The 23,837-nt window shown below is 69.0% G+C and carries 18 protein-coding genes and 1 riboswitch; of the genes, 7 read left to right on the forward strand and 11 right to left on the reverse strand.

Annotated elements, in window-relative coordinates; all coding sequences use genetic code 11:
• Position 1 precedes the first annotated feature (1 nt).
• From GVY64_RS13255 to GVY64_RS13280, 6 genes are all read right to left on the reverse strand, one after another.
• Positions 2-1,942: a fumarate reductase/succinate dehydrogenase flavoprotein subunit gene (locus GVY64_RS13255; protein WP_159841072.1), complete on the reverse strand. Its 1,941-nt coding sequence runs from the start codon at positions 1,940-1,942 to the stop codon at positions 2-4.
• A gap of 25 nt (positions 1,943-1,967) precedes the next feature.
• A complete protein-coding gene (locus GVY64_RS13260; protein ID WP_159841074.1) occupies positions 1,968-2,798 on the reverse strand; it encodes a hypothetical protein in 831 nt (276 codons plus the stop codon).
• A gap of 736 nt (positions 2,799-3,534) precedes the next feature.
• Positions 3,535-3,822, reverse strand: a complete 288-nt coding sequence (locus GVY64_RS13265) for a hypothetical protein (protein ID WP_159841076.1) — start codon at positions 3,820-3,822, stop codon at positions 3,535-3,537.
• A gap of 191 nt (positions 3,823-4,013) precedes the next feature.
• A complete protein-coding gene (locus GVY64_RS13270; RefSeq protein WP_159841078.1) occupies positions 4,014-4,976 on the reverse strand; it encodes an alpha/beta fold hydrolase in 963 nt (320 codons plus the stop codon).
• Between the two features lie 318 nt (positions 4,977-5,294).
• Positions 5,295-7,250, reverse strand: coding sequence for an acyl-CoA dehydrogenase family protein (locus GVY64_RS13275; RefSeq protein ID WP_159841080.1), 1,956 nt, complete (start codon positions 7,248-7,250; stop codon positions 5,295-5,297).
• Between the two features lie 158 nt (positions 7,251-7,408).
• Positions 7,409-8,590 carry an ATP-binding protein gene (locus GVY64_RS13280; RefSeq protein ID WP_159841082.1) on the reverse strand — a complete coding sequence of 394 codons (1,182 nt, stop codon included), beginning with the start codon at positions 8,588-8,590 and terminating at the stop codon, positions 7,409-7,411.
• A gap of 167 nt (positions 8,591-8,757) precedes the next feature.
• Between GVY64_RS13280 and GVY64_RS13285 the strand changes: the two genes are divergently transcribed.
• The 3 genes from GVY64_RS13285 (at position 8,758) to GVY64_RS13295 (ending at position 10,468) form a co-directional block, all read left to right on the forward strand.
• Entirely contained in the window at positions 8,758-9,015 is a 258-nt protein-coding gene (locus GVY64_RS13285; protein ID WP_159841084.1) for a hypothetical protein, read from the forward strand.
• A gap of 201 nt (positions 9,016-9,216) precedes the next feature.
• A riboswitch (cyclic di-AMP (ydaO/yuaA leader) is annotated at positions 9,217-9,385 on the forward strand.
• Positions 9,386-9,463: 78 nt separating this feature from the next.
• A complete protein-coding gene (locus GVY64_RS13290) occupies positions 9,464-10,060 on the forward strand; it encodes a C40 family peptidase (protein ID WP_159841086.1) in 597 nt (198 codons plus the stop codon).
• Positions 10,061-10,063: 3 nt separating this feature from the next.
• Positions 10,064-10,468, forward strand: a complete 405-nt coding sequence (locus tag GVY64_RS13295) for an RNA-binding S4 domain-containing protein (RefSeq protein WP_236566798.1) — start codon at positions 10,064-10,066, stop codon at positions 10,466-10,468.
• 9 nt (positions 10,469-10,477) lie between these two features.
• Here the strand turns inward: GVY64_RS13295 and GVY64_RS13300 are convergent, their stop codons facing one another.
• The 3 genes from GVY64_RS13300 to GVY64_RS13310 are packed head-to-tail and all read right to left on the reverse strand — an operon-like array spanning position 10,478 to position 17,666.
• Positions 10,478-12,334: a fatty acyl-AMP ligase gene (locus tag GVY64_RS13300; protein ID WP_159841088.1), complete on the reverse strand. Its 1,857-nt coding sequence runs from the start codon at positions 12,332-12,334 to the stop codon at positions 10,478-10,480.
• The gene (locus tag GVY64_RS13305; RefSeq protein ID WP_159841090.1) at positions 12,331-17,373 is read right to left on the reverse strand and encodes a type I polyketide synthase; all 5,043 of its coding nucleotides are present in this window, start codon (positions 17,371-17,373) and stop codon (positions 12,331-12,333) included. Before GVY64_RS13305 ends, GVY64_RS13300 begins: the two co-directional genes overlap by 4 nt.
• Positions 17,370-17,666, reverse strand: coding sequence for an acyl carrier protein (locus tag GVY64_RS13310; RefSeq protein ID WP_159841092.1), 297 nt, complete (start codon positions 17,664-17,666; stop codon positions 17,370-17,372). Before GVY64_RS13310 ends, GVY64_RS13305 begins: the two co-directional genes overlap by 4 nt.
• A 152-nt stretch (positions 17,667-17,818) precedes the next feature.
• Here GVY64_RS13310 and GVY64_RS13315 point away from each other — a divergent pair, with 152 nt between their 5' ends.
• Positions 17,819-18,790 carry an MBL fold metallo-hydrolase gene (locus GVY64_RS13315; RefSeq protein WP_236566799.1) on the forward strand — a complete coding sequence of 324 codons (972 nt, stop codon included), beginning with the start codon at positions 17,819-17,821 and terminating at the stop codon, positions 18,788-18,790.
• Positions 18,791-18,796: 6 nt separating this feature from the next.
• Here the strand turns inward: GVY64_RS13315 and GVY64_RS13320 are convergent, their stop codons facing one another.
• Positions 18,797-19,774, reverse strand: coding sequence for an NAD(P)H-dependent flavin oxidoreductase (locus GVY64_RS13320; protein WP_201298002.1), 978 nt, complete (start codon positions 19,772-19,774; stop codon positions 18,797-18,799).
• A 340-nt stretch (positions 19,775-20,114) separates the two neighbouring features.
• Here GVY64_RS13320 and fadD5 point away from each other — a divergent pair, with 340 nt between their 5' ends.
• The 3 genes from fadD5 (at position 20,115) to GVY64_RS13335 (ending at position 23,208) form a co-directional block, all read left to right on the forward strand.
• The gene (gene fadD5 / locus GVY64_RS13325; protein ID WP_159841096.1) at positions 20,115-21,686 is read left to right on the forward strand and encodes a fatty-acid--CoA ligase FadD5; all 1,572 of its coding nucleotides are present in this window, start codon (positions 20,115-20,117) and stop codon (positions 21,684-21,686) included.
• Between the two features lie 66 nt (positions 21,687-21,752).
• Complete coding sequence (locus GVY64_RS13330; RefSeq protein ID WP_159841098.1) at positions 21,753-22,355, forward strand: cysteine hydrolase; 603 nt, start codon at positions 21,753-21,755, stop codon at positions 22,353-22,355.
• Between the two features lie 223 nt (positions 22,356-22,578).
• Entirely contained in the window at positions 22,579-23,208 is a 630-nt protein-coding gene (locus GVY64_RS13335) for a hypothetical protein (protein WP_159841100.1), read from the forward strand.
• A 32-nt stretch (positions 23,209-23,240) separates the two neighbouring features.
• Here GVY64_RS13335 and GVY64_RS13340 read toward each other — a convergent pair whose 3' ends face one another.
• Positions 23,241-23,816: a TetR/AcrR family transcriptional regulator gene (locus tag GVY64_RS13340; RefSeq protein WP_236566800.1), complete on the reverse strand. Its 576-nt coding sequence runs from the start codon at positions 23,814-23,816 to the stop codon at positions 23,241-23,243.
• Positions 23,817-23,837 lie beyond the last annotated feature (21 nt).

Consider the following 23,837-nt stretch of genomic DNA (forward strand, 5'->3'; position numbering starts at 1 on the left):
GTTACGCCTCTCGCTCCGTCGAATGCCCGGCCGCGGCCGGGTGCCCGGCGAGTTCATCCGGGGTGTAGTACTTCTCGAGCTCGCCGAGATCGAAAAGGGCGAGCAGATCCGATCGCATCGGTGTCTGGTCCTTGCGCGTCACGGTGACACCGGGGATCGGATCGCCGGCCGTGTCCGGATCGACTGCGCAGACCAGCAGTTTGTTGCGCCAGTCCGGATCCATCGACGGGTAGTCGTCCCGGGTGTGCCCGCCGCGGCTCTCGGTGCGCAACAGCGCCGCGTGCGCCACGCATTCGCTGACCAGCAGCATGTTCTGCATGTCGAGCGCGAGATGCCAGCCGGGATTGAACTGGCGGTGGCCCTCCACGGTCACCTGCCGGAACCGGGCGCGCAACTGGGCGAGCTTGTCGATCGCCTCGCGCACCTCGTGTTCCTTGCGGATGATGCCGACCAGGTCGTTCATCGTCTGCTGCAGATCGGTGTGCAGGGTGTAGGGGTTCTCGCCCTTGCCGTCGGCGGGCGGATCGAACGGCGCTACCGCGGCCTTCGCGGCCTTCGTGACATCGTCGTCCGCGACCGACGGCCGCTCGCCGAGTTGTTCCACGTAAGCGGCGGCTCCGAGGCCGGCCCGGCGACCGAATACCAGCAGGTCGGACAGCGAGTTCCCGCCCAGTCGATTCGATCCGTGCATGCCGCCGGAGCACTCGCCCGCGGCGAACAGCCCGGGCACCGTGGCCGCCCCGGTGTCCGGATCGACCTCGACGCCGCCCATCACGTAATGGCAGGTCGGCCCGACCTCCATCGGCTCCTTGGTGATGTCCACGTCCGCGAGTTCTTTGAACTGATGGTGCATCGAAGGGAGCCGACGCACGATCTCTTCGGCGGGCATCCGGGAGGCGATGTCGAGGAAGACGCCCCCGTGCTCGGTGCCGCGCCCCGCCTTGACCTCTTCGTTGATGGCGCGGGCGACCTCGTCACGCGGCAGCAGGTCCGGCGTGCGGCGTGCGGAGTCGTTGTCGCGCAGCCATTGGTCGGCCTCTTCCTCGGTCTCCGCGTACTGACCCTTGAAGACCGGCGGAATGTAGTCGAACATGAACCGCTTGCCCTCGGTGTTCTTCAACACCCCGCCGTCGCCGCGCACGCCCTCGGTGACCAGGATGCCCTTCACGCTGGGCGGCCAGACCATGCCGGTCGGATGGAACTGCAGGAATTCCATGTTGATCAGTGTCGCGCCCGCGCGCAGCGCCAGCGCGTGCCCGTCGCCGGTGTACTCCCAGGAGTTCGAGGTCACCTTGTACGACTTGCCGATGCCACCGGTGGCCAGCACCACCGCGGGGGTCTCGAACAGGATGAAGCGTCCGGATTCGCGCCAGTAGCCGAAGGCGCCGGAGATGCGGTCACCGTCCTTGAGCAATTCGGTGATGGTGCACTCGGCGAACACCTTGATGCGTTTCTCGTAGTCTCCGGTCTCGGCGAAATCCTCCTGTTGCAGCGAGACGATCTTCTGCTGCATGGTGCGGATGATCTCGAGGCCGGTCCGGTCGCCGACGTGGGCGAGCCGCGGGTAGGTGTGGCCGCCGAAGTTGCGCTGGCTGATACGGCCGTCCGGGGTGCGGTCGAACAGTGCCCCGTAGGTCTCCAGTTCCCACACCCGATCGGGCGCCTCCTGGGCATGCAGTTCGGCCATGCGCCAGTTGTTGAGGAACTTGCCGCCGCGCATCGTGTCCCGGAAATGGACCTGCCAATTGTCCTTCTCGTTGGCGTTGCCCATCGACGCCGCGCAGCCGCCCTCGGCCATCACCGTGTGGGCCTTGCCGAACAGCGATTTGCACACCACCGCGACGGACAGCCCGTGCTCCCTGGCTTCGATGACCGCCCGCAATCCGGCGCCGCCCGCTCCGATCACGACTACGTCGTACTTGTGCCGTTCCACTTCTGCCATGCAGAGAAACTCCTCGATGAGGCGGTCAGTCGATGAACCGCAAATCCGAAATCGTTTGGCTGGCAACCAACATGACGTAGAAGTCGGTCAGCACGAGAGTGCCGAGAGTGGTCCAGGCCAGCGCCATGTGCCGGGTGTTCAGCTTGGAGACCTGCGTCCAGAACCAGTAGCGCACCGGATGCGCGGAGAAGTGCTTGAGCCGTCCGCCCGCGATATGCCTGCACGAGTGGCACGACAGCGTGTAGGCCCACAGCAGGATCACGTTGACCAGCAGCACGATATTGCCGAGGCCGAAACCGAAGCCTCCGGATTTGCCGTGGAACGCGACGATGGCGTCATAGGTGTTGATCACCGAAACCACCAGAGCCACATAGAAGAAGTAGCGGTGGGCGTTCTGGATGATCAGCGGCAGTTTGGTCTCGCCGGTGTACTTGCCGTGCGGCTCGGCCACCGCGCAGGCGGGCGGTGAGAACCACACCGACCGGTAGTAGGCCTTGCGGTAGTAGTAGCAGGTCAGGCGGAATCCGAGCAGGAAGGGCAGCACCACGAAGCCGAGTGGCAGGATCGCGGGCAGCTCCCCGAACGGCGTCCCGAAATGACTCGAACCCGCCACGCAGGAGGTGCTCAGGCAGGGTGAGTAGAACGGGGTCAGGTAGTGGTAGTCCGGAACCCAATACGCCGTGCGCACATACGATCTGATCGTCGCGTAGATGACGAACGCGGCGAGTCCGAGCACCGTGACGAGTGGGGGGATCCACCATCGGTCGGTGCGCAATGTGCGTTCCGAGATTCGGGCCCTTGTTCTGCTGAATACGCCGGTGCCCGCTTCCGGGGCGGCGGTCGGTGCGGCACTCACTGGTGGATGCCTCGCTGATCTTGTGTGCGGGTGGTCATCGTTACCTCCGCAATCGAATGTGATGCTGAGCACCATACGACACGTCCGCTATTGATCGAACGGGGTCTCGACCAACTCGCCCCGCCGTCAACCGTATGATTTGCGCCACATTCGGAGTGCCGCTTGATTGCTTACGCCGAGTAGCGGGCCAACCGGACTTTTCGAACTCGACTCGCGCCGAACGAGTTTCGGACGGGGTCGTCACCGCTGTCCGGCAGGGGCGATACGAGCCCGTGGCAACGGCCCGTCCGGATATCTGGTAGGCGGATCGAGTCCGGGAACTGGGCCCCGCTTCGACGTGGCCCGTGGCCGACGTGTGATCGCGGCATCGAAACGGCGTCGGCCGGTCGCTCGACCGCGTCGGATCCGCCATCCACGATGACTTTCGAGGGCGGTGGAAGCGTCGACGCGGTGGGAATTCGCGGCCACGGCATGCAAGCGTCCTCGGTCGGAGAGCCACGGCCGACTGGCGCACCCGCAGGGTCCCGCGACCTCGAAGTGTCTCGGTCGAGTTCCGTCATCGCCGCCTATCCGCGGCTCGCGTCGACGCCGTACCGGTGGTGGCAGCTCGCGGACTCCTCGGCCCGGAGGTCAGAGCGCTCGGCAGCCATCACGGCGTGCCGAGGGGGCCGGTCGCCCCGGCATGGTCCGGGCGCGAGCGGACCGCGATGGGCGGCTCGCACCGCCCATCCGGGGACTACTTCGTCCGCGGACGAGAGTGGAAGCCCAGCCCCTCGTCCTGCGCGCCCATCCAGGCGGCCTCGTCCGACTTGCTGTCCGGCACGTAGATGACGTCCTGTGCACTGCGCTGGACCGCGGGCGGCGGTGACTGCTCGAGTTCGTCGGCGTCGATGGCGAGCCGCTCGAGATCGTTCTCCAGCCTGCGGACCGTGCTGGCGTCGCCGTACTGGTTACGCAGTACGCCGATGGATTGCCGGAGTTGGCCGACCGCGTAGCGTAGTTCCGCAAATTCGCTGCGAGTCATCGATACCTCCTGAATTCCCTGGCGGACATGCGAACTCGGTACCGTGGCGCGCGGTTGCCCTTCTGCCTTGGACCGCGCGGTATCGAGTTGTGTGACCCACCGCACAACGTGATCTACAACACAGTACCGAAAGAATCCGCTCCTGGCTCGCACCAGGGGAAAATCCGACGATTGCCGCTCGGTTGCGGTCGTCAGCCCGCGGCGGCATACCCGGTGCAGGCGCGCGCCGCGGCGACGGCGCGTTCGGTGAGTCCGGCGATGGACAGCGCGACCTCTTCGGCCCGTTCCAGCATCACACTGTGTCCGGCGCCTTCCAGGCGGACCAATTCGGCGCCGGCCAGCTGGGAAGCCAGGGCTACGGAGTGTGCGAAGGGGAAGATGATGTCCGCCGAGCCGGCCAGCACCAGCACGGGGATGGCGCCGAGGCGGCGCAGAGTCGCCGTCTCGTCGAAAGTGATCAGCGAGTGCAGAAAGCCGGTCATGGTCACCAGCGGCGTGTCGTTGAGCATCGCCGTGGCCAGCGCGGCCACCCGCGGGTTCACCTTCCTGGTGCCGCACTCGGCGTCGCGCAGGACCGGCGCGAACAAGCGGCGGGTCAGATGCCTGGAAGCCTGCATGACGCGCGGTGCCCGGGCGACGGCGGCTTGCAGCGAGTTCACCGTCCGTCGGTGGAGCAGGCGGGCCAGTCCGACCTCGGTGATGCCGGCGGCCGCGGCGGCGAGCAGCCCGACACCGGCGATCCGGGTGCCGATCGCCTCCGGATACAGCCGGGCATAGGCGAGCACCGCCATCGCACCCATCGAGTGGCCGACCAGGATCACCGGCCCGGTCGGCGCGACCGTCCGCAGCACGGTGTCCAGGTCGTGGCCGAGCTGCTCGATGGTGTAGGTCGACGGATGCGCCGCACCGGACTCGCCGTGACCGCGATGGTCGTAGAACACCATCCTGGTGTCCTCGCCCCATCGGCGCAGCAGGTGCTCGCGCAGGTAGAACCAGGATTCGGTGCGCAAGCAGTGTCCGTGGACGAAGACCACGGTCGTGGCGGCGTGATCGGCGCCGAAGACGCGAACCGCGAGGGGAATGCCGTCCCCGGCCGGCACCGTGACGCGGTGACCGTCGTGATCGGCGGCGCGGCGGGCGATGGTGGTGGACATGGCACTCTCCTGTGGGCGAGGCGCATGATCGGCGCTTCCTGCCCAGTTGTCGGACTGGATTTCCGCGCCGTTACCGGCCCACACCTGCCGTTATGGACACGTTGCCCAACCGAGGCTGCCGGTCGATCCAGCAGCGCTCGCCGCCCCGCACAGGAAAATCTACGGAACGATAGTTCAGCGACTAGATTCCTTTAGATTTAGATCCTCGGTGCGCCGAGGAGAATCTGCGTCTTTCTAGGAGAAATCCGATACCGGTGAATATTGCGAGAGCGAGGGTCCGTCGCACGCGCCTCGCCCGCGACGGACCCGCTGCTTCGCTCAGGCCTCCGCGCGCGGACGTGTCGACGGCAGGAAGGGCCGCAGGAGGTTCTCCTCGGTGGATGCGCCCATCTGCCACTCGGCGATCCAGGGCCCGGTCCCCTCGCTCGGATCGAGGACGCCGCTCTCCAGCCACTCGTACCGGCCGTCGAGCACGCCGCGGGTAAGGGTGCGGTCGTCATCGTCGGTGTTCTCCCACAGTGCGTCGAACAACCGACGTACGCGCAGCCGCGACTGCCTGCAGAAGACGTCCGCCAGTTCCTCGGCCGCCTTGCCTTCCGGCGCGTCCGCGGCGCGCAATGCCTGGGCCCGCACGCAGGCCGCCGACATCGCGAACAACTCGGCGCCGATGTCCACGATCCGGCCGAGGAAGTTCTGCCGGTACTCCAGGCCAGCCTGCCAGCGGCCCATCGCGTACATCAGCGACCTCGCCTGCTTGCGCGCGCTGCGCTCGACGAATCGCAGGTGCCGGGCGAGCACGCCGAATTCGGTGTATGCCGCGGGCACCGTCCCCGCGCCGACCGCGAGCTGCGGGAACCACTTGGCGTAGAAACCCGTCGCGCCGACCGCCGCCTTCGCCTTGTCCTTGAACTCGGCCTTGCGGTCGACCAGCGCGCCCGCGGCCGCCATGTGCGCGTCGGCCATCTCCCTGGCGATCAGCAGCCGCATGATCTCGCTGGAGCCCTCGAAGATGCGGTTGATCCGCAGATCGCGCACCAGCTGCTCGGCGGGCACGGCCCGTTCGCCCCGCGCGGCGAGCGAAGCCGCCGTCTCGTAGCCCCGGCCGCCCCGGATCTGCACGAGTTCGTCGGCGATCTGACAACTCATCTCACTGGCCCACAGCTTGGCCAGCGCCGCCTCGATCCGGATGTCGTTGCGGCCTTCGTCGGACATGGTGGCCGACAGATCGAGCGCCGCTTCCAGGGCGAACGTCGTCGCCGCGATGAACGAGATCTTCTGGCCCACGGCCGCGTGCTCACCGACCGGCCTGCCCCACTGCACGCGCTGGGTGCTCCACTCACGCGCGATCTTCAACGACCACTTGGCGGCCGCGGTGCACATCGCGGGAATGGCCAGCCGGCCCGCGTTCAAGGTGGTGAGCGCGATCTTGAGGCCGTCGCCCTCCCGGCCGATCAAGTTGCGCTTGGGCACCCGGACGTCGTGCATGCGGGTCAAGCCGTTCTCGATGCCGCGCAAGCCCATGAAGGAGTTGCGCCGCTCCACGGTGATGCCAGGGGAATCGGCTTCGACCACGAACGCCGAGATGCCGCCGCGGTGCCCCTCGCTCTTGGGCACCCGTGCCATCACCACCAGCAGCTCGGCGACCACGCCGTTGGTTGTCCACAGCTTCACGCCGTTGAGCAGGTAGGCCTCACCGTCGTCGGTGGGCGTCGCGGTGCTGGCCATCCGGGCCGGGTCGGAACCGACATCGGGCTCGGTGAGCAGGAACGCGCTGACCGCCCCGGCCGCGCAGCGTGGCAGGAATTCGGCCTTCTGCTCGTCGGTGCCTGCCAGCTTGAGCGGCTCGGGCACCCCGATGGACTGATGCGCCGACAGCAGGACGCCGAGGCTCGGATGCGTCGAGCCGACCAGCATCAGCGCGCGGTTGTAACCGACCTGGGAAAGTCCCTGGCCGCCATAAGAGTGCGGGATCTTCAAGCCGAAGCAGCCGAGTTCGGCCAGGCCCTTGACGTACTCGTCCGGGATCCGGCCCTCCGCTTCGATCACCGATCCGTCGATCGACTCGCACAGCTTCCGCAGCCGGGACAGGAACGCGTCGGTGCGCTCGGCGTCCTCGGGACCGGGCTGCGGATACGGATGGATGAGATCGAGCCGGAACCGTCCCAGGAACATCTCCTTGGCGAAGGACGGCTTGGCCCAGCTCGTTTCGCGGGACTCCTCGACCAGTGCGCGGGCCTGCTCTTCGGTGGCGTCGACTTTCGCGGCTGTCGCCATGATGTCCTCCCTCGGACGTGATCAGGATCACATCCGAGTGTAGGAGGGTTTGTTACCCATCGGTAGGGCTGCTGGTCGAGATAAATCTACGAATATCTAGTGATCTTGAAAGACGGGCGAATAGTCGGCAATCAGCCGCGGGACGCCTGGCCGGGCGCTCACACCGAGCGCAGGTAGCGGCCGAAGTGCGGGACCGTGAAGCCGATGGTGCCGCGTTCGGCGGAATAGATGAGACCTTTCTTGATCAGACCGTCACGGGCGGGCGAGAGCGATGCCGGCTTGCGGCCGAGTTCGTTGGCCACCGCCGCGGTCGCCACCGGTCCGTCGTCGCCGGCCAGGTCGGCCATGGCGCGCATGTATTCGCGTTCGGCGGGCGTAGCTCGCTCGTAACGGGAACCGAAGAACCCGACCGCCAGCTCCTCTTCCGCGGCAGGCGAGGCCACCTCGACGTCCTCGGCCGTAATCGGGCTCTCCGGGGCCTGATCCCAGGCGGCCTTGCCGTACGCCTGCACGAAATACGGATAGCCATCGGCCTTGCGGTACAGCGCATCCAGCGCCTCGTCGGTGAACTTCACGTCTTCGCGCCGGGCGGGCGCGATCAGCGCTTGGTCGGCGGATTCCCGGTCCAGCCGGTCGATCCGGTGGTAGCTGAATAGTCGCTCCGAGTAGCTCTTCGACGCGGACAGCACGGCGGGCAAGTGTGGGAGGCCCGCGCCGACGACGATCAGCGGCGCGGCGTCCTGACTCAGTTCGTGGCACGCGCCGCAGATCGCGGAGATGTCGGCGGGTCCGAGATCCTGCATCTCGTCGATGAAGATCGCGATGCCGACGCCGATATCGCCGGCCAGCGCCGCCGCCTCGACGAGCAGCTCCACCAGATCGATCTCGATATCGCCGGAATCGGCCCGGCCGCTCACCGCCGGTACGTCGATGCCGGGTTGCCAGCGTTCCCGCATGCCCTTGTCCGCGGTGGCCCGCAAGGCGAAAGCCTTGAGGATGCCGAGGAAGTCGTCCACCCGCTCCGGATTGCGGTGCGCCGTCGCGATCGCCCGCGCCGCCATGTGCAGCGCCGAGGACAGCGGGCGGCGCAGTTCCTGGTCCGGCCGCGCCTCGATTTTGCCAGTGCCCCAGCCGCGCGAGATCGCGGCGGAGCGAAGCTGGTTGAGCAGCACCGTTTTACCGACGCCGCGCAAGCCGGTGAGCATGACGCTGCGCTCCGGGCGGCCACGTGCGACGCGTTCGAGAACGATGTCGAAAGCGGTGAGTTGCTTGTCGCGCCCGGCCAATTCGGGTGGGCGCTGTCCGGCTCCGGGAGCATACGGATTCCGCACGGGGTCCATGCCCGGACACCGTAGCGCGTTTCGTCCGGATAATCTGGGCGCATCTACGGCGTGTCCTAGAAAGCCCTAGCGGCCGGTATTGCACTATTGCTCTCGCCGCCGGTTCCCTAGGCTGGTGGCGGTTCGCCAGAATGGTCGCGCGCCACGGCGCGGGAGAACGGAGGGGCATGTCCGACGAACCGACGCCAGCGAGCCTCGCCGAAGTGGTCGGGTCCTGGAACGTCCCCGCGGGCGCCACGGTAGCCCAGCGCATTCGGTCCAACATTCTCGTCGCGATCGAACGCGGCTACGACGATCCCCAACTGGTCGCCGATCTCGCGGTCGGTCCGCTGGTCATGGCGCTCGGCCAACTCGAGGTCGAGCTGGCCGAGGCGCGCCGCAGGATCGACGAGCTCGAGCGCGCGGTGCACCGCGGGCAATACTGAGCGCGGTTGTCCTCTCCGTGACCTCGGCCGAGCAGTGAGATCTGCTCGTGACCCGAGCTGTTACGCCCGTTTCCCGCCAAGGGTGCAGCGATACCCGCGGTGATGGAAAAGATGCTGCTCTGTGCGCTGGACAACATCGCGTCGGCACCGTAATCTCTTCGTGACTTAGTGGAACAAGTCGCTTCGTAAGTGAAACGGCGCCACTAGTTACCGCCTAAACGGCTGTCGGGGCCAACCGGTCTCGGCTGTCGTGCCGGGGACCCACAGGTTCGTCTGGGGTGAATCCTCGCGGCCATGCCGGTCGTGGGGTAGGGCCGCTCTCCCGGCCCGAACCCGTCAGCTAACCCGGTCGGCGGGAGAGCAGCAAGATCGGAGACGTAGCTCGGTGGGTAAACACAGCTTGCAACGGGATTCTCGGGTTCCGAATTCCGTCAAGGGTGCGATTGTCATGGGTGCGGTGGCCGCGACCGGCGCCATGCCCGCGATTCCGGCCATGGCCGCGACCATCAACGTTCCCGGTGTCGGCAATTTCGACGTTCCGCAAGAATGGGAACAGCCGGTCCAGCAGCTCAATCAGCAGATCCAGCAGGCGCTCGCGGCCGTTCCCGCCGCCCCTGCCCAGGCGCCGCAAGAGGTCGCTCCCCAGGCTCCCAACTTCGCGCCCATGCTGCCGGGCCTGTTCGGTCAGCAGCAGAACAACTCCCCGGGCGACATCGCCCTCGACGCCGCCAGGACCAAGGTCGGCGCTCAGTACTCGTGGGGCGCCGCGGGTCCCCGCTCCTTCGACTGCTCCGGCCTCGTCCAGTGGGCGTTCCGCCAGGCGGGCATCGAACTGCCCCGCACCAGCTTCGAGCAGTCGCACGTCGGCGCGCCGGTGGCCTACCACGACCTGAAGCCGGGTGACATCGTCATCACCAACGGCGGCGGTCACGTCGGCATCTACGCGGGCGACAACAAGCTCCTGAACGCGGTGCAGACGGGTACGCCGGTGTCCTACACGCCGCTGCGCCCCGACATGGTGGTCACCGCACGCCGTATCGTCTGACGAGTGGCCCGCGCCGAATCCGGCATCCAGAGCAGCGCTACCCAGGCCCGCGTCGACTCGTGGACCTGGGCGGTGCGCTTGTTCAAGACCAGATCCGCTGCCGCGGAAGCCTGTCGTGGTGGACATGTCCGGGTGAACGGCGCGACGGCCAAGCCCGCGCAGCCCGTGCGTCCCGGTGACGAGGTCCGCATCCGGGCGGGCGGCGTCGAACGTATCGTCATCGTGGAGCGGATCGTCACCAAGCGCGTCGGCGCTCCGATCGCCGCGCAATGCTTGATCGATTGCAGTCCGCCCCCTCCCCCGCGTGAGATAGTGGCGAGCATGCCTCGTCGCGATCGCGGTGCGGGGCGGCCCACCAAGCGTGAGCGTCGCGAGACCGATCGGCTCATGGGCCGACCCGAGCACTGATCGAGCAGATCAGATCATGGCCACCGGGCCCAGGGTCCCCGCCAGATAGCGCGCCCTGCACTCGCCGCGGCGCAATTTTCCGCTGCTGGTCTTGGGAATCCGTCCCGCCTCCACGAGCAGCACCGCTCCCGGCATCACCTCGTGCGCGGACGCGACCGCGGTGCGGATGCGCCGAGCCAGGGCGAAGAGTTCGATGGGTTCGCGTCCGCCGATCGTGACCAGTTCCGCGACCACGACCAAGTCTTCCCGGAGCCCGTCGTCGTGCCCGAACGCCGTCACGTGGCCCGATCTGACCTCCGGAGCACATGCCTGCACCGTCGCCTCGATGTCGGCGGGATAGTGATTGCGTCCGTCGACCACGATGACGTCTTTGCGGCGGCCCGCGATATAGAGCTGCCCTTCATGCTGGAACCCGAGATCCCCGGTGCGCAGCCAGCGGGCGCCGCTTCCGGGCACCGTGGCGCCGAAGACCTCCGCGGTGGCGTCCGGCCTGCCGAAATAGCCGTCGCAGACATTGTCTCCGGCCACCCAGATCTCGCCGACGCGTCCCGCGGGCAGCACTGTCCCCGCCATCGGATCGACGATGCGCAACTCCTGCCCGACGGGTGCGCCACACCCGACCAGCGGCACACCGTCCCCGGCCTGCGCGGTCTGGGGTAGGGCGACCGCGCGCCCCTCGGCCAGTGCCGCCCGGTCGAATCGGTGCCACACCGGGGCATCGTGCCGGCCGCAGACGGTGACTGTGAGGGTGGCCTCGGCCAAGCCGAAGCCGGGGGTGTGCGCGTGGTGGCGGAAACCGTACGGGCCGAAGGTCTCGGTGAACGCCTCCAGCACGTCGGCGCGGACCGGCTCCGAGCCGTTGAGCACGAGGTCCAATCCGGACAGGTCCAGCCCGGCTCGCTCGGCGGGGGTAGTGCCGGACACCGCGAGTTTCAGTCCGAAATCGGGGCATCCCGTAGTGCCGGCGCGGTAGTCGGCGATGGCGTGCAACCACCGGGCGGGGCGCTTCACGAACTCCGCAGGCGCCAGCGTGATGCCGTGCACGCCCAGGAACAGCGGCAGCGCGAGGCCGAGGATCAGACCCATGTCGTGGAAGAACGGCAGCCAGGTGACGATCGGCCGATCGTCCGCGCCCGACACGGCGTGCCCGAGCTGCGTCAACGCCGTGGTGAGGTTCTCGTGGGTGACCCGGACGCCTGCGGGAGACTTGGTCGAACCGGAGGTGTACTGCAAGTAGGCCAGGTTGTCGGATACCGGATCTATGACCGGCGCAGCGACGTCCAGTGCGGACGAATCCGTCACCGACCCGACCGCCTGTGTGCCGAAAGGCGTCTTCAGGAATTCCGCGTACCGTGCCGCACCCGCCGCCGCGGCCACCGGAGACGCGGTGCTCTGCTCGACCGGGACATACTCGGGGACAGGCAGAGCCGACGCCACGGTGAGTACGCGGCCCAGTGCGGGTCCGAGGATCGGTGCGCTGATCTCGTCGTGCGCCGAAATCAGACCGAGCGTGGGCCGGGCGTCGGCCAGCACGGCTTGCAGACGGTCGCGGTTGCGGGTGCCCGCGGCCGGGAACAGCGGCACCGCGACTCGATTGCTGTACAGGCAGGCGAGAAACGCGACCGCGTAATCGATTCCGTGGGCGCACAGGATGCCGACTCGGTCACCGGGCGCGCTCTCCTGCCGCAACCGTGCCGCCAGCGCACCCGCCGCGGCGTGCAAGCCGGCGTAGGTGAGCGTGACAGGTTCGCGCTCCTGAACGCGGAAGCGGAGTTCGGTGAAGGCGGGCTCGTCCGGCCGCGTGGCGGCCCACGCGGCCACCGAAGTCGCGAATCCATTGGCCGCCGGGTGGTCGGCGCTGGTCACGAGTCCGCTCCCAGGTTCGCGGCGACCCGATCCAGCAGGGCCGCGCCGAGGGCGGTGATGGTGGGGTGCTTGAACAACTCCGCGGTGGCGATCCGGACGCGCAGCCGCGCTTCCAGGTTCCGTCGCATCTCGATCGCGAGCAGCGAGCTGAGCCCGAGGTCGTTGAAGTCGGCCGCCGGGTCGATGCGTTCGGCGGGCAGATCGAGCGTGGTCGCCAGGACGCGGCGGATGGTCGTGGTCAGCGGTTCGGCGGGCTCGGGTGTCGCGGCGGATCGGGTGCGATCGGGACGCGCATCGAGCGTCGGCGCGAGCAGATTCGTCAACCGCATCGCGACCGGGGAGGCGTCGGTCGTCGGCGTGTGTTCCAGCGCCAGCAGATAGGGGCCGTCGTACCGCAGGACCTGGGACAGCACGGCGCTTCCGTGCCGCACGTCGAACGCCGCGACGCCCGCTCGCCGCAGATGACCCGCTCCACCCGCCGCCGCGGCGAGACCGGCGTCCCACAGGCCCCAGCCGATGCTCAGGATCCGCCTGCCCGGATCGCGCTGTGCGAGGGCATCCATGGCCGCGTTGGCGGCGGCGTAAGCGGCTTGCCCCGGGGCTCCGAGCGCACCGGTGGCCGAGGAGAACAGCAGAACGAAGTCGGTGGTGTCGGTGGCGGTGAGTTCGATCAGATTGCCCGCCGCGGTGGACTTGGGCAGGAACACCCTGGCCAGCTGGCCCGCGGTGACCGCGTCGAACCCGGCGTCCTCCAGTACTCCCGCCGCGTGCACGACGCCGCGGATCACCGAGTCGGAGGCTCGGATATCGCTGAGCGCGTTGGCCAGGTCGACCCGGTCGGCGGCATCGCAGCGCACCACGACGATGCGGTCCTCCAAGCCGTCGAGCAGGGCGGGCACCGGGCGCGGCGCGCGGGTCAGCACCACGACGTCGCGCGCGCCCGCCTCGAGCAACCAGCGCACGGCGACCGAACCGAGCGCGCCCAGCCCACCGGTGACGACGTACGTTCCGCTCGGGTCGATGCCGACCACCGGCAGGGCGCGCGCTCGGGCGGGCGTGAAGCGCCGCACCGCGACCTCGCCCGCCGAGAGGCGCAGCTCGCCGGGAAGCGCGCTGTCGGCAGTGGTCGCCAGCCGAGTGAGCAGCGGCAGGTTTCCGAGGTCCGGGTCGGTCCAGACCAGCCGCACCGGCCGGTCCGTCTCGAGCTGGAGTGAGCGCACCAGCCCGGCTACGGCCGCGGGGACGACCGGTGCCACCGCGCCGGGCTCGTCGGCCCGGGAGACCGGCAGCACGACCGTAATGGACGCGGTGGCGTCGTGGCCGGAGATCAGTTGCAGCAGTTCGAGAATGCGACCGGTGGTCGCGGCGGCGCTCTCGTCGTCGTGCGCGCCGGAGTCCGCGGGCCACACGACCACTACGCCGTGGCCGCCGCCGCGCCCGGTCGGCATCGCGGTGACGAGCGGGCTCGCGTCGTCCGGTTCACGCGCGATCCGTTCGGTCGGCAACTCGGCGTCCAGCGCGCGGGCGAGCCGGACCGCGAGATCGGACGCGCCCACCACCACCGCACGCCGCACGAGGGTTCCGGCCGGGCCGCCGAGCCCGAGCGAGCCGGGATCGCACGTCTCCCAGACCTCTTGGCGGAAGGGCGCGGTCTGCGTCGCCTGCTCGGCACGCGCCACGCGGAACCCGCCGGAGCTTTCCTCGTCCGCCGCGTCGGCGTAACGGACGTGCACGCCGGAGAAGGCGAGACAGGGCACGCCGTGCTGGTCGGTCGCGACGACGTCGCCGACCAGCCCGGTATCGCTGCGCTCCCGGATCAGGGCGTGTACCTCGAGCACGTGGCGATTCGGCTCGTGCGACAACCAAGCCGCATCGATGCCGATCGGCAGCGGAATCGACGTCGTGGGCAGTTCGTCGAAGACCGCAGCGGCGAGCACGTGCAGACAGCCGTCCAGCGTTGCGGTGTGATGCAATTCGGCGGCGTCGAACAATCCCAGCGCACGTCCGGTGCCCGCGGCTATGCCGCGCAACGTGCGGAACCGGGGCCCGTACTCCAGCCGCCTGCGGCGCAATTCCTGGTAGAACGCGCCGGTGGTGACCACGCGCATGTGATGCCGCGCGGCCCGATTTGCGTCGACCACCCGCATCCATGCGACGATATCGGCGGGTGTGGGGTCACCGGCGGGCCGGGCCGAAGCCAGCGTCCTGGTGCCCGTGACCTCCGCCCGTACGCTTTCCTCCGGCCCCGGCCCGCGGTAGACGACCTCGGGCAGAACGCTCGGGTCGGTCCTCTCGTGCACGGCGAAGTCGGCCACGGCGGTCGTCCCCACGGTGTCGCGGGCGAGATGCAGGAGCCTGCGCAGCCAGAAGACGGCGGGGACGATGTTGTCGCCCTGGACCACGTGATCGGCGAGATCTTCGGCCTCGAAGCCGGTTTCGGGGACATGCGCGCTCGCGGGCCCGGCCACCAGCAGCGGGAACTTCCGCTTGCGCCACCGCCGCGGCGCGGACGTGGTGAAGGGGCCGAGCGCCGACCAGTCGATCGGACGCCCCTCCAGGTGTAGCCGGGCCACGCCGGTGAGGAAGCCGCTCGTCTCGTCCTCGCGCGTGGCCACGGAATGCGCGCCGTCGCGGAAGTCCGGATATTCCCGCACCGCCGAGAGCAGCACCGGATGCGGGCCGATCTCGAGCACGGTCGAGAATCCGTCTCCGGCTGCGCGCTCCAGCGCGGCCGCCAACTCCACCGTGCCCGCGGCATTCTCGGCCCAGTAGTCGCGGTCCATGGCCGCGGTGGTGAGTTTCACGCCCCGCCGCGCCGTCGAATACACCGGCAGGCGCGGGACGAGCGGGGCGATCTCGGTCAACGCGCCGACGAACGGCGCGAGCACGGTAGCGACCTGCGGGCTGTGCGCGGCGAAGTCGACCGCGAGCCTGCGCGCGAACATGGTGCGGCGCGTGGCTCGCCGCACCAGTGCGTCGATATAACGCGGCGTCCCGGACACGACCACCGATCGTGGGCCGTTGACCGCGGCGATGGCCACCTCCGCCCGCATCGGTTCCACGAGTCTGGCGGCTTCGTCCTGGTCCGCCTCCAGCACCGCCATCGCGCCGTGCCCGTCCAGATGCGCCAGGGTCGCGCTGCGCAGCACCACCACGCGCGCGGCATCCGCGAGGGACAGCGCGCCGCTCACCGCCGCCGCCGCGATCTCGCCCGAGCTGTGCCCGGCCACGGCGTCGGGGCGAATCCCCCACGCCGCCAGCAATTCCACCAGCGCGATCTGGAACGCGAACAAGGCGGGCTGCACCAGATCGGTGGGTTGCGTCTCACCGGCGGCGGTGAAGCCGTGGCGCGGCGTCCACACCCGCGGCCCGCCCGCCGTCACGATCGCGTCGGTCGCCTCGGCGAGCGCCGCGGCGAAGACCGGATACCGCGCCGCCAACGCGCGGCCCATCTTCGGATGCTGACCACCTTGTCCGGAGAACAGGAACAGCAGCCCGCCGCGGCGGCGGCTCACCACCGGGCCGAGCGCCGCATCGGCGTCGCCGCGGCCGAAGGCGCGCAGTCGGTGCACCGCGTCCGCGCGATCGTGCGCGACGATCGCGGCCCTGGTCGGCTCGGAGATCGAGCGCGCCGTGGCGGACAGGAACTCGGGCAACGGGGGCCGTTCCTCGTCCAATTCGCCGGCCAGCCGCAGTGCGCGTTCGCGCAGGTCCTCGTCGTCGCGTGCGGTGAGCGGCAGCAGCATCGGGAAATGGTCACCATGATCCGGCCGGGTCGGCGGGACGCCGCGCAGCACGATGTGCGCGATCGTGCCGCCGAATCCGAACGAGCTGACCCCCGCCACGCGTTCGGGCGCGGCCACCCGGCTCCAATCCACCGGCTCGGTCGGCACGCGCAGGCCCCGTTCGGCCAAGTGCAGCAGAGGGTGCTCGGTGTGCAGGTGGATCGTCGGGGCGATCACCCCGTGATGGATGGACAGCGCGGTCTTCACCATCCCGGCGACTCCGGCGGCGGCTTCCAGATGTCCGATATTCGACTTCACCGAACCGATCCAGAGGGGATCGCCCGCGCCGTCGCCGAGCGCCGCCGCGAGCGCGCCGACTTCCACCGCGTCGCCCAGCGGCGTTCCGGTGCCGTGGCATTCGATGTACCCGGCGCTGCTCGGCGCGCGCCCGGCCCGCGACCACGCGGTGCGCAACGTCTCCTGCTGCGCGCGGCCGTTCGGCGCGTACAGGCCGTTCGAGCGCCCGTCCGACCCGACCGCGGTCCCGACGATCTCCGCGTACACCCGGTTGCCCTCGCGCACCGCGTCCGCGCTGCGTTGCAGCACCACGACGGCGCAGCCGTCGCCGCGGGCGTAACCGTCGGCGGTGGCGTCGAACGGCGCCGACCGTCCGCCCGGTGAGAGGAAACCGCTGTCGGCCAGGTAGTTCGAGGTGTGCTCGAGAAGCACCAGATTGACGCCGCCCACGATGACGAACGGCACCGTGCCGTCGGCCAGCAGCCGAACCGCGAGGTCCACCGCGGCGAGCGAGGACGAACAGGCACTGTCGAGCACCAGGCTCGGTCCGTGCAGATCGAGCACGTACGACAACCGGTTGGCGATGATGCTGAGCGCGGAGCCGGTCACCGCGTAGGGAGCGTCGTGGCCGGCGCGGCCGAGCACCGCGATGCCGTGGTCGTACCCCGACGCGCCGAAGACGACGGCGGCGCCGGAACCCCGGACTCGATAGCCGATCCCGGCGTCGTCCAGCGCCTCGACCGCGACTTCCAGCGCGAGCCGTTGCTGCGGGTCCATCACCGCGGCCTCGCGGTCGGAGATGGCGAACCAGTCGTTGTCGAAGGACTCGACGTCGTCCAGGTACCCGCCGCGCCGGGAACCAAGCCGTCCGGTCGGCGGGGTGGACGTGGCGTCGCGGCCCTCGACCAGCAGCCGCCAGAACTCGGCGGCGCTCGCCGCTCCGGGCAGTCGGCAGCCGATGCCGATGACGGAGACGGGGGGATGCGAGCCGGCGGAATCCGTGGGCGCGCCGCTCATCGCATCGCGAGGTACTCGACAAGCTGTTCGATGTCCGGATGGTCGTAGATCGCGGTCAGCGGAACCTCGACTCCCATGGCGTCCTCGAGATGGGCGGTCAGCCTCGCGAGCTGGGTGGAACCGAGGCCGAGATCGGTGAAGGGCGAGGTGGTCGACACCGCGGCGGCGTCGACACCCAATAGGTCCGCGACAGCCAGGACGGCGGCGCACGTGAGAGCGGTGTGCCGGCTACGACCCAGCGAACCGTCGTTCTCCGGTGCACCGCGGTGCCCGTCCGGAAGACTGGGCCGCATCGCGTTCTCCCTCCCCGTCGCCCCGGCTGCTGTCACTCACTCGAGAACGGTACCCCCGCGATTATGCCGGAGAATCCGCCCTGAGCAAGGTCGCATATCCGCTGCCAGCCCGGCTCTTTCGCGATCCGGCGATGATCGCATACCGTGGCACCGTGACCGAACCGGACAGCGGTGCCGACACCCGTGCCGAGCGCACGCCCACTCTGCCCGTCCTGCTGCGCTGCTGCGCCGCCTTGGCCGCCACGCCGGGCCGCTTGTTGCGGCCGCGCCGCCCCGACAAGGAGCTGCTGGCGAACCTCGAGGTGCTGCCGCCGCTGGCCGCGAGCGCGACCGTCCGGCTGACCGTGCTGACCCAGGCCACCATGTCCGCGCCGACCACCATCGTGGCCGAGGGCGTGCGTAGCCTGCGGGAGATGCGGCTGTCGATGGCGGCGTTCCTGGTCGAGCATCCGAAGGCCCGCTTCCTCATCGATCCCGCCCTGTGCGCGGGCGTGCACGATCGCGTGCTGCCCGAACTGCCGTTCCCCGTTCCGCTGCTCGTCGCGCCGGACAAGCCGGTGCTCGGCCTGTCCGACGCGCTCGCCGCGCACGATGTCGCCGGCGAGGACATCGATTTCGTGGTGCCGACCCACCTGCATTGGGATCATGTGTCGGGTCTGCTGGAGTTGCCCGCCTCGGTCGAGATCCGCCTGCCGCGCGCGGAATACGACTGGGCGCTCGGCGGTCGGCACGCTCCGGCCGGCGTGGCGCGCGGCCCGCTGCGGGGGCGCAACTTCGACCGCTTCGAGTTGGACGGACCGCCGGTGCTGACCTTCCCGCGCAGCAAGGACCTGTTCGGCGACGGGTCGGTGCTGCTGGTCGATCTCGCGGGCCACACGCCGGGCAGCATCGGCGTGCTGCTCGCGGTGGACGACGGCAGCCGCGTCTTGTTCGCGGGCGACGCCGTCTGGAGCAAGTTGCAGGTCGACCTGTTGCGGGAGAAGGCGCCGATGCCGGGCAAGCTGTTCGACGCCGACCGGGACGCCGCCTTCACCACGATCCACCGTCTGCACGCGCTGCCCGACGGCATCGAACTCGTCGCGAGCCACGACTACGCCGCCGTCACCGCCCGCGCGGCCAAGTGATTCCGGTCAGCCGACCACCACGGTGTCGGCGAGCCGGGCCGTGATCAGCTCCTCCGCTTCGCTCACCATCCGGCCGATCAGCTCGGCGCAGGTCGGGATGTCGTGGATCAGACCCTGGCACAGGCCGACGGACCAGATGCCCGCGTCCAGGTCGCCTTCCTCGAACACCCGGCGGCCGCGCGCTCCCGCGACCAGATCCCGCACGTCGTCGAAGGTGCCGCCGGCCTTCTCGATCTCGACGACCTTGCGGCTGATTTCGTTGTCGGCCACCCGGGCGGTATTACGCATGGTGCGGAAGATGAGCTGGGTGTCGCGCTCGGAGTTCGCGACGATCTTCTCCTTGACCTTCTGATCGATCGCGGACTCCTGGGTGCACAGGAACCGGGTGCCCATGTTGACGCCGTCCGCGCCGAGGGCGAGCGCGGCGACCAGGCCGCGCGCGTCGGCGATGCCGCCGGAGGCGATCATCGGGATGCTCAATTCGCGGGCGGCGGCCGGGATGAGCACGAGGCCGGGCACGTCGTCCTCACCGGGATGGCCCGCGCACTCGAAGCCGTCGATGCTGACCCCGTCCACGCCGATCCGCTCGGCTTTCAGCGCGTGCCGCACGCTGGTGCACTTGTGCAGCACCTTGATGCCCGCGTCCTTGTAGTAGGGCAGGAACGGCTCCGGGTTGCTGCCCGCCGTCTCGACGATCTCGACGCCGCTGTCGATGATCGCCTGCACATATTCCGCGTAGGGCGGCGGGTTGATCGAGGGCAGGATGGTGACGTTCACGCCGAACGGCTTGTCGGTCAGCTCCCTGGTGCGCGCGATCTCGCGGCGCAGGTCGTCCGGGGTCGGCTGGGTCAGGGCCGTGATGAAGCCGAGCCCGCCCGCGTTGGCGACGGCCGCGACGAGTTCGGCCCGCCCGACCCACATCATGCCGCCCTGCACGATCGGATGTTCCACCCCGAACTTCTCGGTGAACCTGGTCCGCAGCATTGCGCTTCTCCTATATCTCGCGCGGGCGTGCCGGTTCGCCCGTTGGGGTCGATGGTGACACGGTAATCGCCCCGCATTCAACTCATAAGTGAGCCGAGGTTCGCATAGTCGATGATCTCCGTCGGTATGGTTTCCGCACCGTGACCGGTCTGAACAGATCAAATACCCTGCTAGAAGACGTGTCGCCGCGCGGGGCGCGTAGTCGGGCTGATTAACCCGGATTCATTCCACAATCCCTTGCCGGGCGTTTAAGTTAGTTGCTATTCTGCACCCGATTCAGCCCGTCGCCGCCGTCGGACCACCCGGCGGGCCGATGGCGGTCCGAGAGGAGTTCGTGGCAATGACCACCGGGGCAGCAGCGCTCGACGAGCCGATCAGGTCGCGGCGCAACCACTGGAACAACCAGATCGCCGTGCACGCGCAGATGCGCCCGGACGCGGTCGCCGTGCGATTCCGCGGCGTGGACACCACCTGGCGGCAGCTGCACGAGCGGTCGCTGAAGTTCGCCGACGGATTGGCGCGCCGAGGCGTCGGATCCGGCGACCGGGTGCTGATCCTGGCGCTGAACTACCCGGAATACCTGGAAGCCGTGTTCGGCATCAACGCGCTGGGCGCGATCGCGGTCCCGGTCAACTTCCGCCTCACCCCGCCGGAGGTCGCCTACATCGTCGGCGACAGCGGAGCCAAAGCGGTCGTCACCGACACCGTGTTGCAGCCGCTGGCCGCCGCCGTGCAGGCGCAGGCGCCCGCGCTGGAGACCCTCGTGGTGATCGGCGGCGCGTCCGCCGACGGCGCGATCGGCTTCGACGACCTGCTCGCCGAACCGGGTGAGCCGCACACCCCCTTGGACATCCCCGAGGACACCCCCAGCCTCATCATGTACACCTCGGGCACCACGGGCAGCCCGAAGGGCGCGGTGCTGACCTACGCGAACATGAACGCCCAGGCATTGACCTGCATCCGAGCGCTGGCGCTGGAACCCGATTCGATCGGGCTGTGCACCTCGCCGCTGTTCCACATCGCCGGCCTCGGCAGTCTCGCACCGGCTTTCCTGCTGGGCTCGAAGACGGTGCTGCATCCGCTCGGCGCCTTCGACGCCGGTGAATTCCTGGACGCGCTGGAGCGTGAGCAGGCCACCTCCGCCTTCTGCGTGCCCGCCCAGTGGCAGTTGGTCTGCGACCATCCGACGGTGAAGGACCGCAAACTCGCGCTGGAGGTACTCAGCTGGGGCGCGGCGCCCGCCTCGGACACCGTGCTGCGCGCGATGGCCGAGTGCTTCCCGAACGCGTTCAACGTCGCGGTGTTCGGCCAGACGGAGATGTCGCCGATCACCTGCGTGCTGGAGGGCAAGGACGCCATCCGCAAGCTCGGCTCGGTCGGCAAGGTGATCCCCACGATTCAGGCCCGCATCGTGGACGACGAGATGAACGACGTCGCGCCCGGCGAGGTGGGCGAGATCGTCTACCGTGGCCCGACGCTCATGCAGGGCTACTGGAACAAACCCGAGGCCACCGCCGAAGCGTTCGCGGGCGGCTGGTTCCACTCGGGCGATCTGGTCCGGCAGGACGAAGAGGGCTTCGTCTACGTGGTCGACCGCAAGAAGGACATGATCATCTCCGGCGGTGAGAACATCTACTGCGCCGAGGTGGAGAACGTCCTGTTCGCGCACCCGAAGATCCGCGAGGCGGCGGTGGTCGGCCGGGCGCACGAGAAGTGGGGCGAAGTGCCGGTCGCGGTGGTCGCGCTGCACAACCCGGACGACGAGCTGACCCTCGCCGAACTGGAGCCGTTCCTCAACGAGAATCTGGCGCGCTACAAGCACCCCAAGGACTTGGTGCTGCTGCCCGAGCTGCCCCGCAACGCGAGCGGCAAAGTGGTGAAAGTCCAGTTGCGCAAGGACTACTCGTCCTGACCGGTCGACGGGTTCGTTTCACGTGAATCGGACACCGGGCGGGGCGCGGATGCGTAAGGTCGTCACATGGCGATCCGACGCATCCGCGCCGCCGTGCTGGCGCTGCACTGGCAGGTGAATGTCATTCGCCCAGAAGGGTTTTTCGGACCCATGCTCGCCGCGCCCGTGATGGCATCCGGCGTGGTGCCGCGGGCGACGGACTTCCACGCGGCGGCGTCGGCGGCAGGGGCGCCGGTGATCTTCACCAGGTTCACCATTCCGGTCGGCGAGGGTGAGCTGGTGCGCAACACCGGATTCATGCGCTCGGTCGGTGCGGCGCAAACCGAGTTCCGGCCGGATTCGCCCGGGGCCGCGATCATTCCAGAGATGGCGGCGCAGCCGACGGAAGTTTTCGACAACCAGAAACTGTCCGGCCTGGCGGGCAGCAAATTGCCGGAGTGGTTGGCGGATCAGGGTATCGAGACGCTCCTGCTCACCGGCGTCGCGACCAATCTCACCGTCGAGCAGACCGCGCGGCACGGCACCGATCTCGGCTTCGCCGTGCACGTGGTGGCCGACTGCGTGGCCGCCGCAGGTCCGGAGGCGCACGAAGCCGCGCTGACCAACCTCGAACTCGTCACCGCGGGCACCGTCCGGGCCGCGGACGCGCTGGAACTTCTCGGCCGCTGAGCGACACGCGCGGGCGACAACCGGCCTGCCGCCGAATCTTGACGAAAACTTGTCGTCCAGCGGGTCTCTCGTTGACGGGATCCATACAGCCGTCCTCCTAGGCTGCGAAATCGTGCGCCCAACTCCTTGGCAGAACAGAGAAGCTCTACTCGAGCGGGTCGGCTCGGCCGGTGGGGCGGCACGACGTCGACGGGATGGCGCGTGGCGTGGGGGCGCGCTCCGTGTGAAGCGGCCGGTAGTCGCGCTCCGAGGCAACTGGGTTCAGCTGTCCGCCGCGGTCGGCTGTCTCATCACCTTGGTTCTGCTGTTCCAGCCGTGGCTCACCACGGGCACCGGTGGGACGGACGGGGTGATCCGCGCGAACGCCTTCGGCCGCATGTACGTGACCACGTCATTGGTCGATCTGTGGGCGCGAGCATCGGTGCCCGGCCCGAAAGCCACTGGGGCGTGGGGCATCCTCACCGGCGTCGCGATCGTCATCGCCGTGTGCACTGTGGCGGTCGGCAGCGTGGTCCGCACCGAAGTGTTCGCGCAGCTGGCGGTCGCCGCCACGGTTCTCGTCGCCGTCTGCACCGTTGCCACCGCGCTCTACCTCAACAGCAAAGGCGACGAACTGACGCGTGCGGTCTCTTATGGGACAGCGCGAGATCCGGGTACCCAAATCGGACTGCTGGTCCGGTGGGCCAAGGGGCACGACAACTATCCGGCACCCGGGTTCCGGCAGGTTTCGTACGCGACCTACAGCCTCACGTGGTCCGCGCTCTGCGCCATCGTGATCTCACTGCTTTGCGCCATGGCTGTTGCCGGGCAGTGGATTCTCCGCCACGAGAAGCGTCTGCGTGAAAGCGACTGAAACCCGAGGACAGGAGAACGGGAGAGCGCGGCTCAGTCCCCCATCCGATCGCTCAAACCGGGGCCGACCAGGCGCACCAATCGCCGGTACGCCTCCTCCGCCGTGAGCGGTGGTTGCGGTTCTGCGATGGCCCCGAGCAGGCCGACGACACCCCAGGACAGGAACGTCACGGTGGTCGCGAACTCGTCCTCCGGCATCGTCAGCCGCTCGCCCAGCCGCTCGGCGAGTATCTGCGCGACCATCACCCGCGTGGTGCGCAGCAGCACGGTGCCGCTCTTGCGGCCGAGCAGTGCACGGTAGATCTCGGGATGAGTGGCGGCCAGGTCGAACAGCGTGCGCACGGGAGCGAGCAGTTCGGGAGCGTCGGCGTCCGGCTCGGCCGCGGCCATGGCCGCGCGTAGATAGTCGGTGCTGCTGCGCAACAGCAGGTCGTCCTTGTCCCGGTAGTGCGCGTAGAACGTCGACCGTCCGACGTCCGCCCGATCCAGGATGTCGCGGACGGTGATCCGGTCGTACGACCGTTCGACCATCAGCTCGATCAGCGCCCGGTGCAGCAGGGCTCTGGTGCGGCGGACCCGGCGATCGGCGGTGTCTTGTTCTTCCGGCACGGTACCTCCCGGACAAAAGTC

The sequence above is a fragment of the Nocardia sp. CY41 genome (assembly GCF_009829325.1).
Taxonomy (GTDB): domain Bacteria; phylum Actinomycetota; class Actinomycetes; order Mycobacteriales; family Mycobacteriaceae; genus Nocardia.

Bases quoted from the DNA above. Each gene is read 5' to 3' on its own strand.
- GVY64_RS13290 (WP_159841086.1), top strand. From the start codon at position 9,464: ATGGGTGCGGTGGCCGCGACCGGCGCCATGCCCGCGATTCCGGCCATG.
- GVY64_RS13285 (WP_159841084.1), top strand. From the start codon at position 8,758: ATGTCCGACGAACCGACGCCAGCGAGCCTCGCCGAAGTGGTCGGGTCC.
- GVY64_RS13275 (WP_159841080.1), bottom strand. From the start codon at position 7,250: ATGGCGACAGCCGCGAAAGTCGACGCCACCGAAGAGCAGGCCCGCGCA.
- GVY64_RS13305 (WP_159841090.1), bottom strand. From the start codon at position 17,373: ATGAGCGGCGCGCCCACGGATTCCGCCGGCTCGCATCCCCCCGTCTCC.
- fadD5 (WP_159841096.1), top strand. From the start codon at position 20,115: ATGACCACCGGGGCAGCAGCGCTCGACGAGCCGATCAGGTCGCGGCGC.
- GVY64_RS13255 (WP_159841072.1), bottom strand. From the start codon at position 1,942: ATGGCAGAAGTGGAACGGCACAAGTACGACGTAGTCGTGATCGGAGCG.
- GVY64_RS13270 (WP_159841078.1), bottom strand. From the start codon at position 4,976: ATGTCCACCACCATCGCCCGCCGCGCCGCCGATCACGACGGTCACCGC.
- GVY64_RS13265 (WP_159841076.1), bottom strand. From the start codon at position 3,822: ATGACTCGCAGCGAATTTGCGGAACTACGCTACGCGGTCGGCCAACTC.
- GVY64_RS13280 (WP_159841082.1), bottom strand. From the start codon at position 8,590: ATGGACCCCGTGCGGAATCCGTATGCTCCCGGAGCCGGACAGCGCCCA.
- GVY64_RS13310 (WP_159841092.1), bottom strand. From the start codon at position 17,666: ATGCGGCCCAGTCTTCCGGACGGGCACCGCGGTGCACCGGAGAACGAC.
- GVY64_RS13330 (WP_159841098.1), top strand. From the start codon at position 21,753: ATGGCGATCCGACGCATCCGCGCCGCCGTGCTGGCGCTGCACTGGCAG.
- GVY64_RS13320 (WP_201298002.1), bottom strand. From the start codon at position 19,774: ATGCTGCGGACCAGGTTCACCGAGAAGTTCGGGGTGGAACATCCGATC.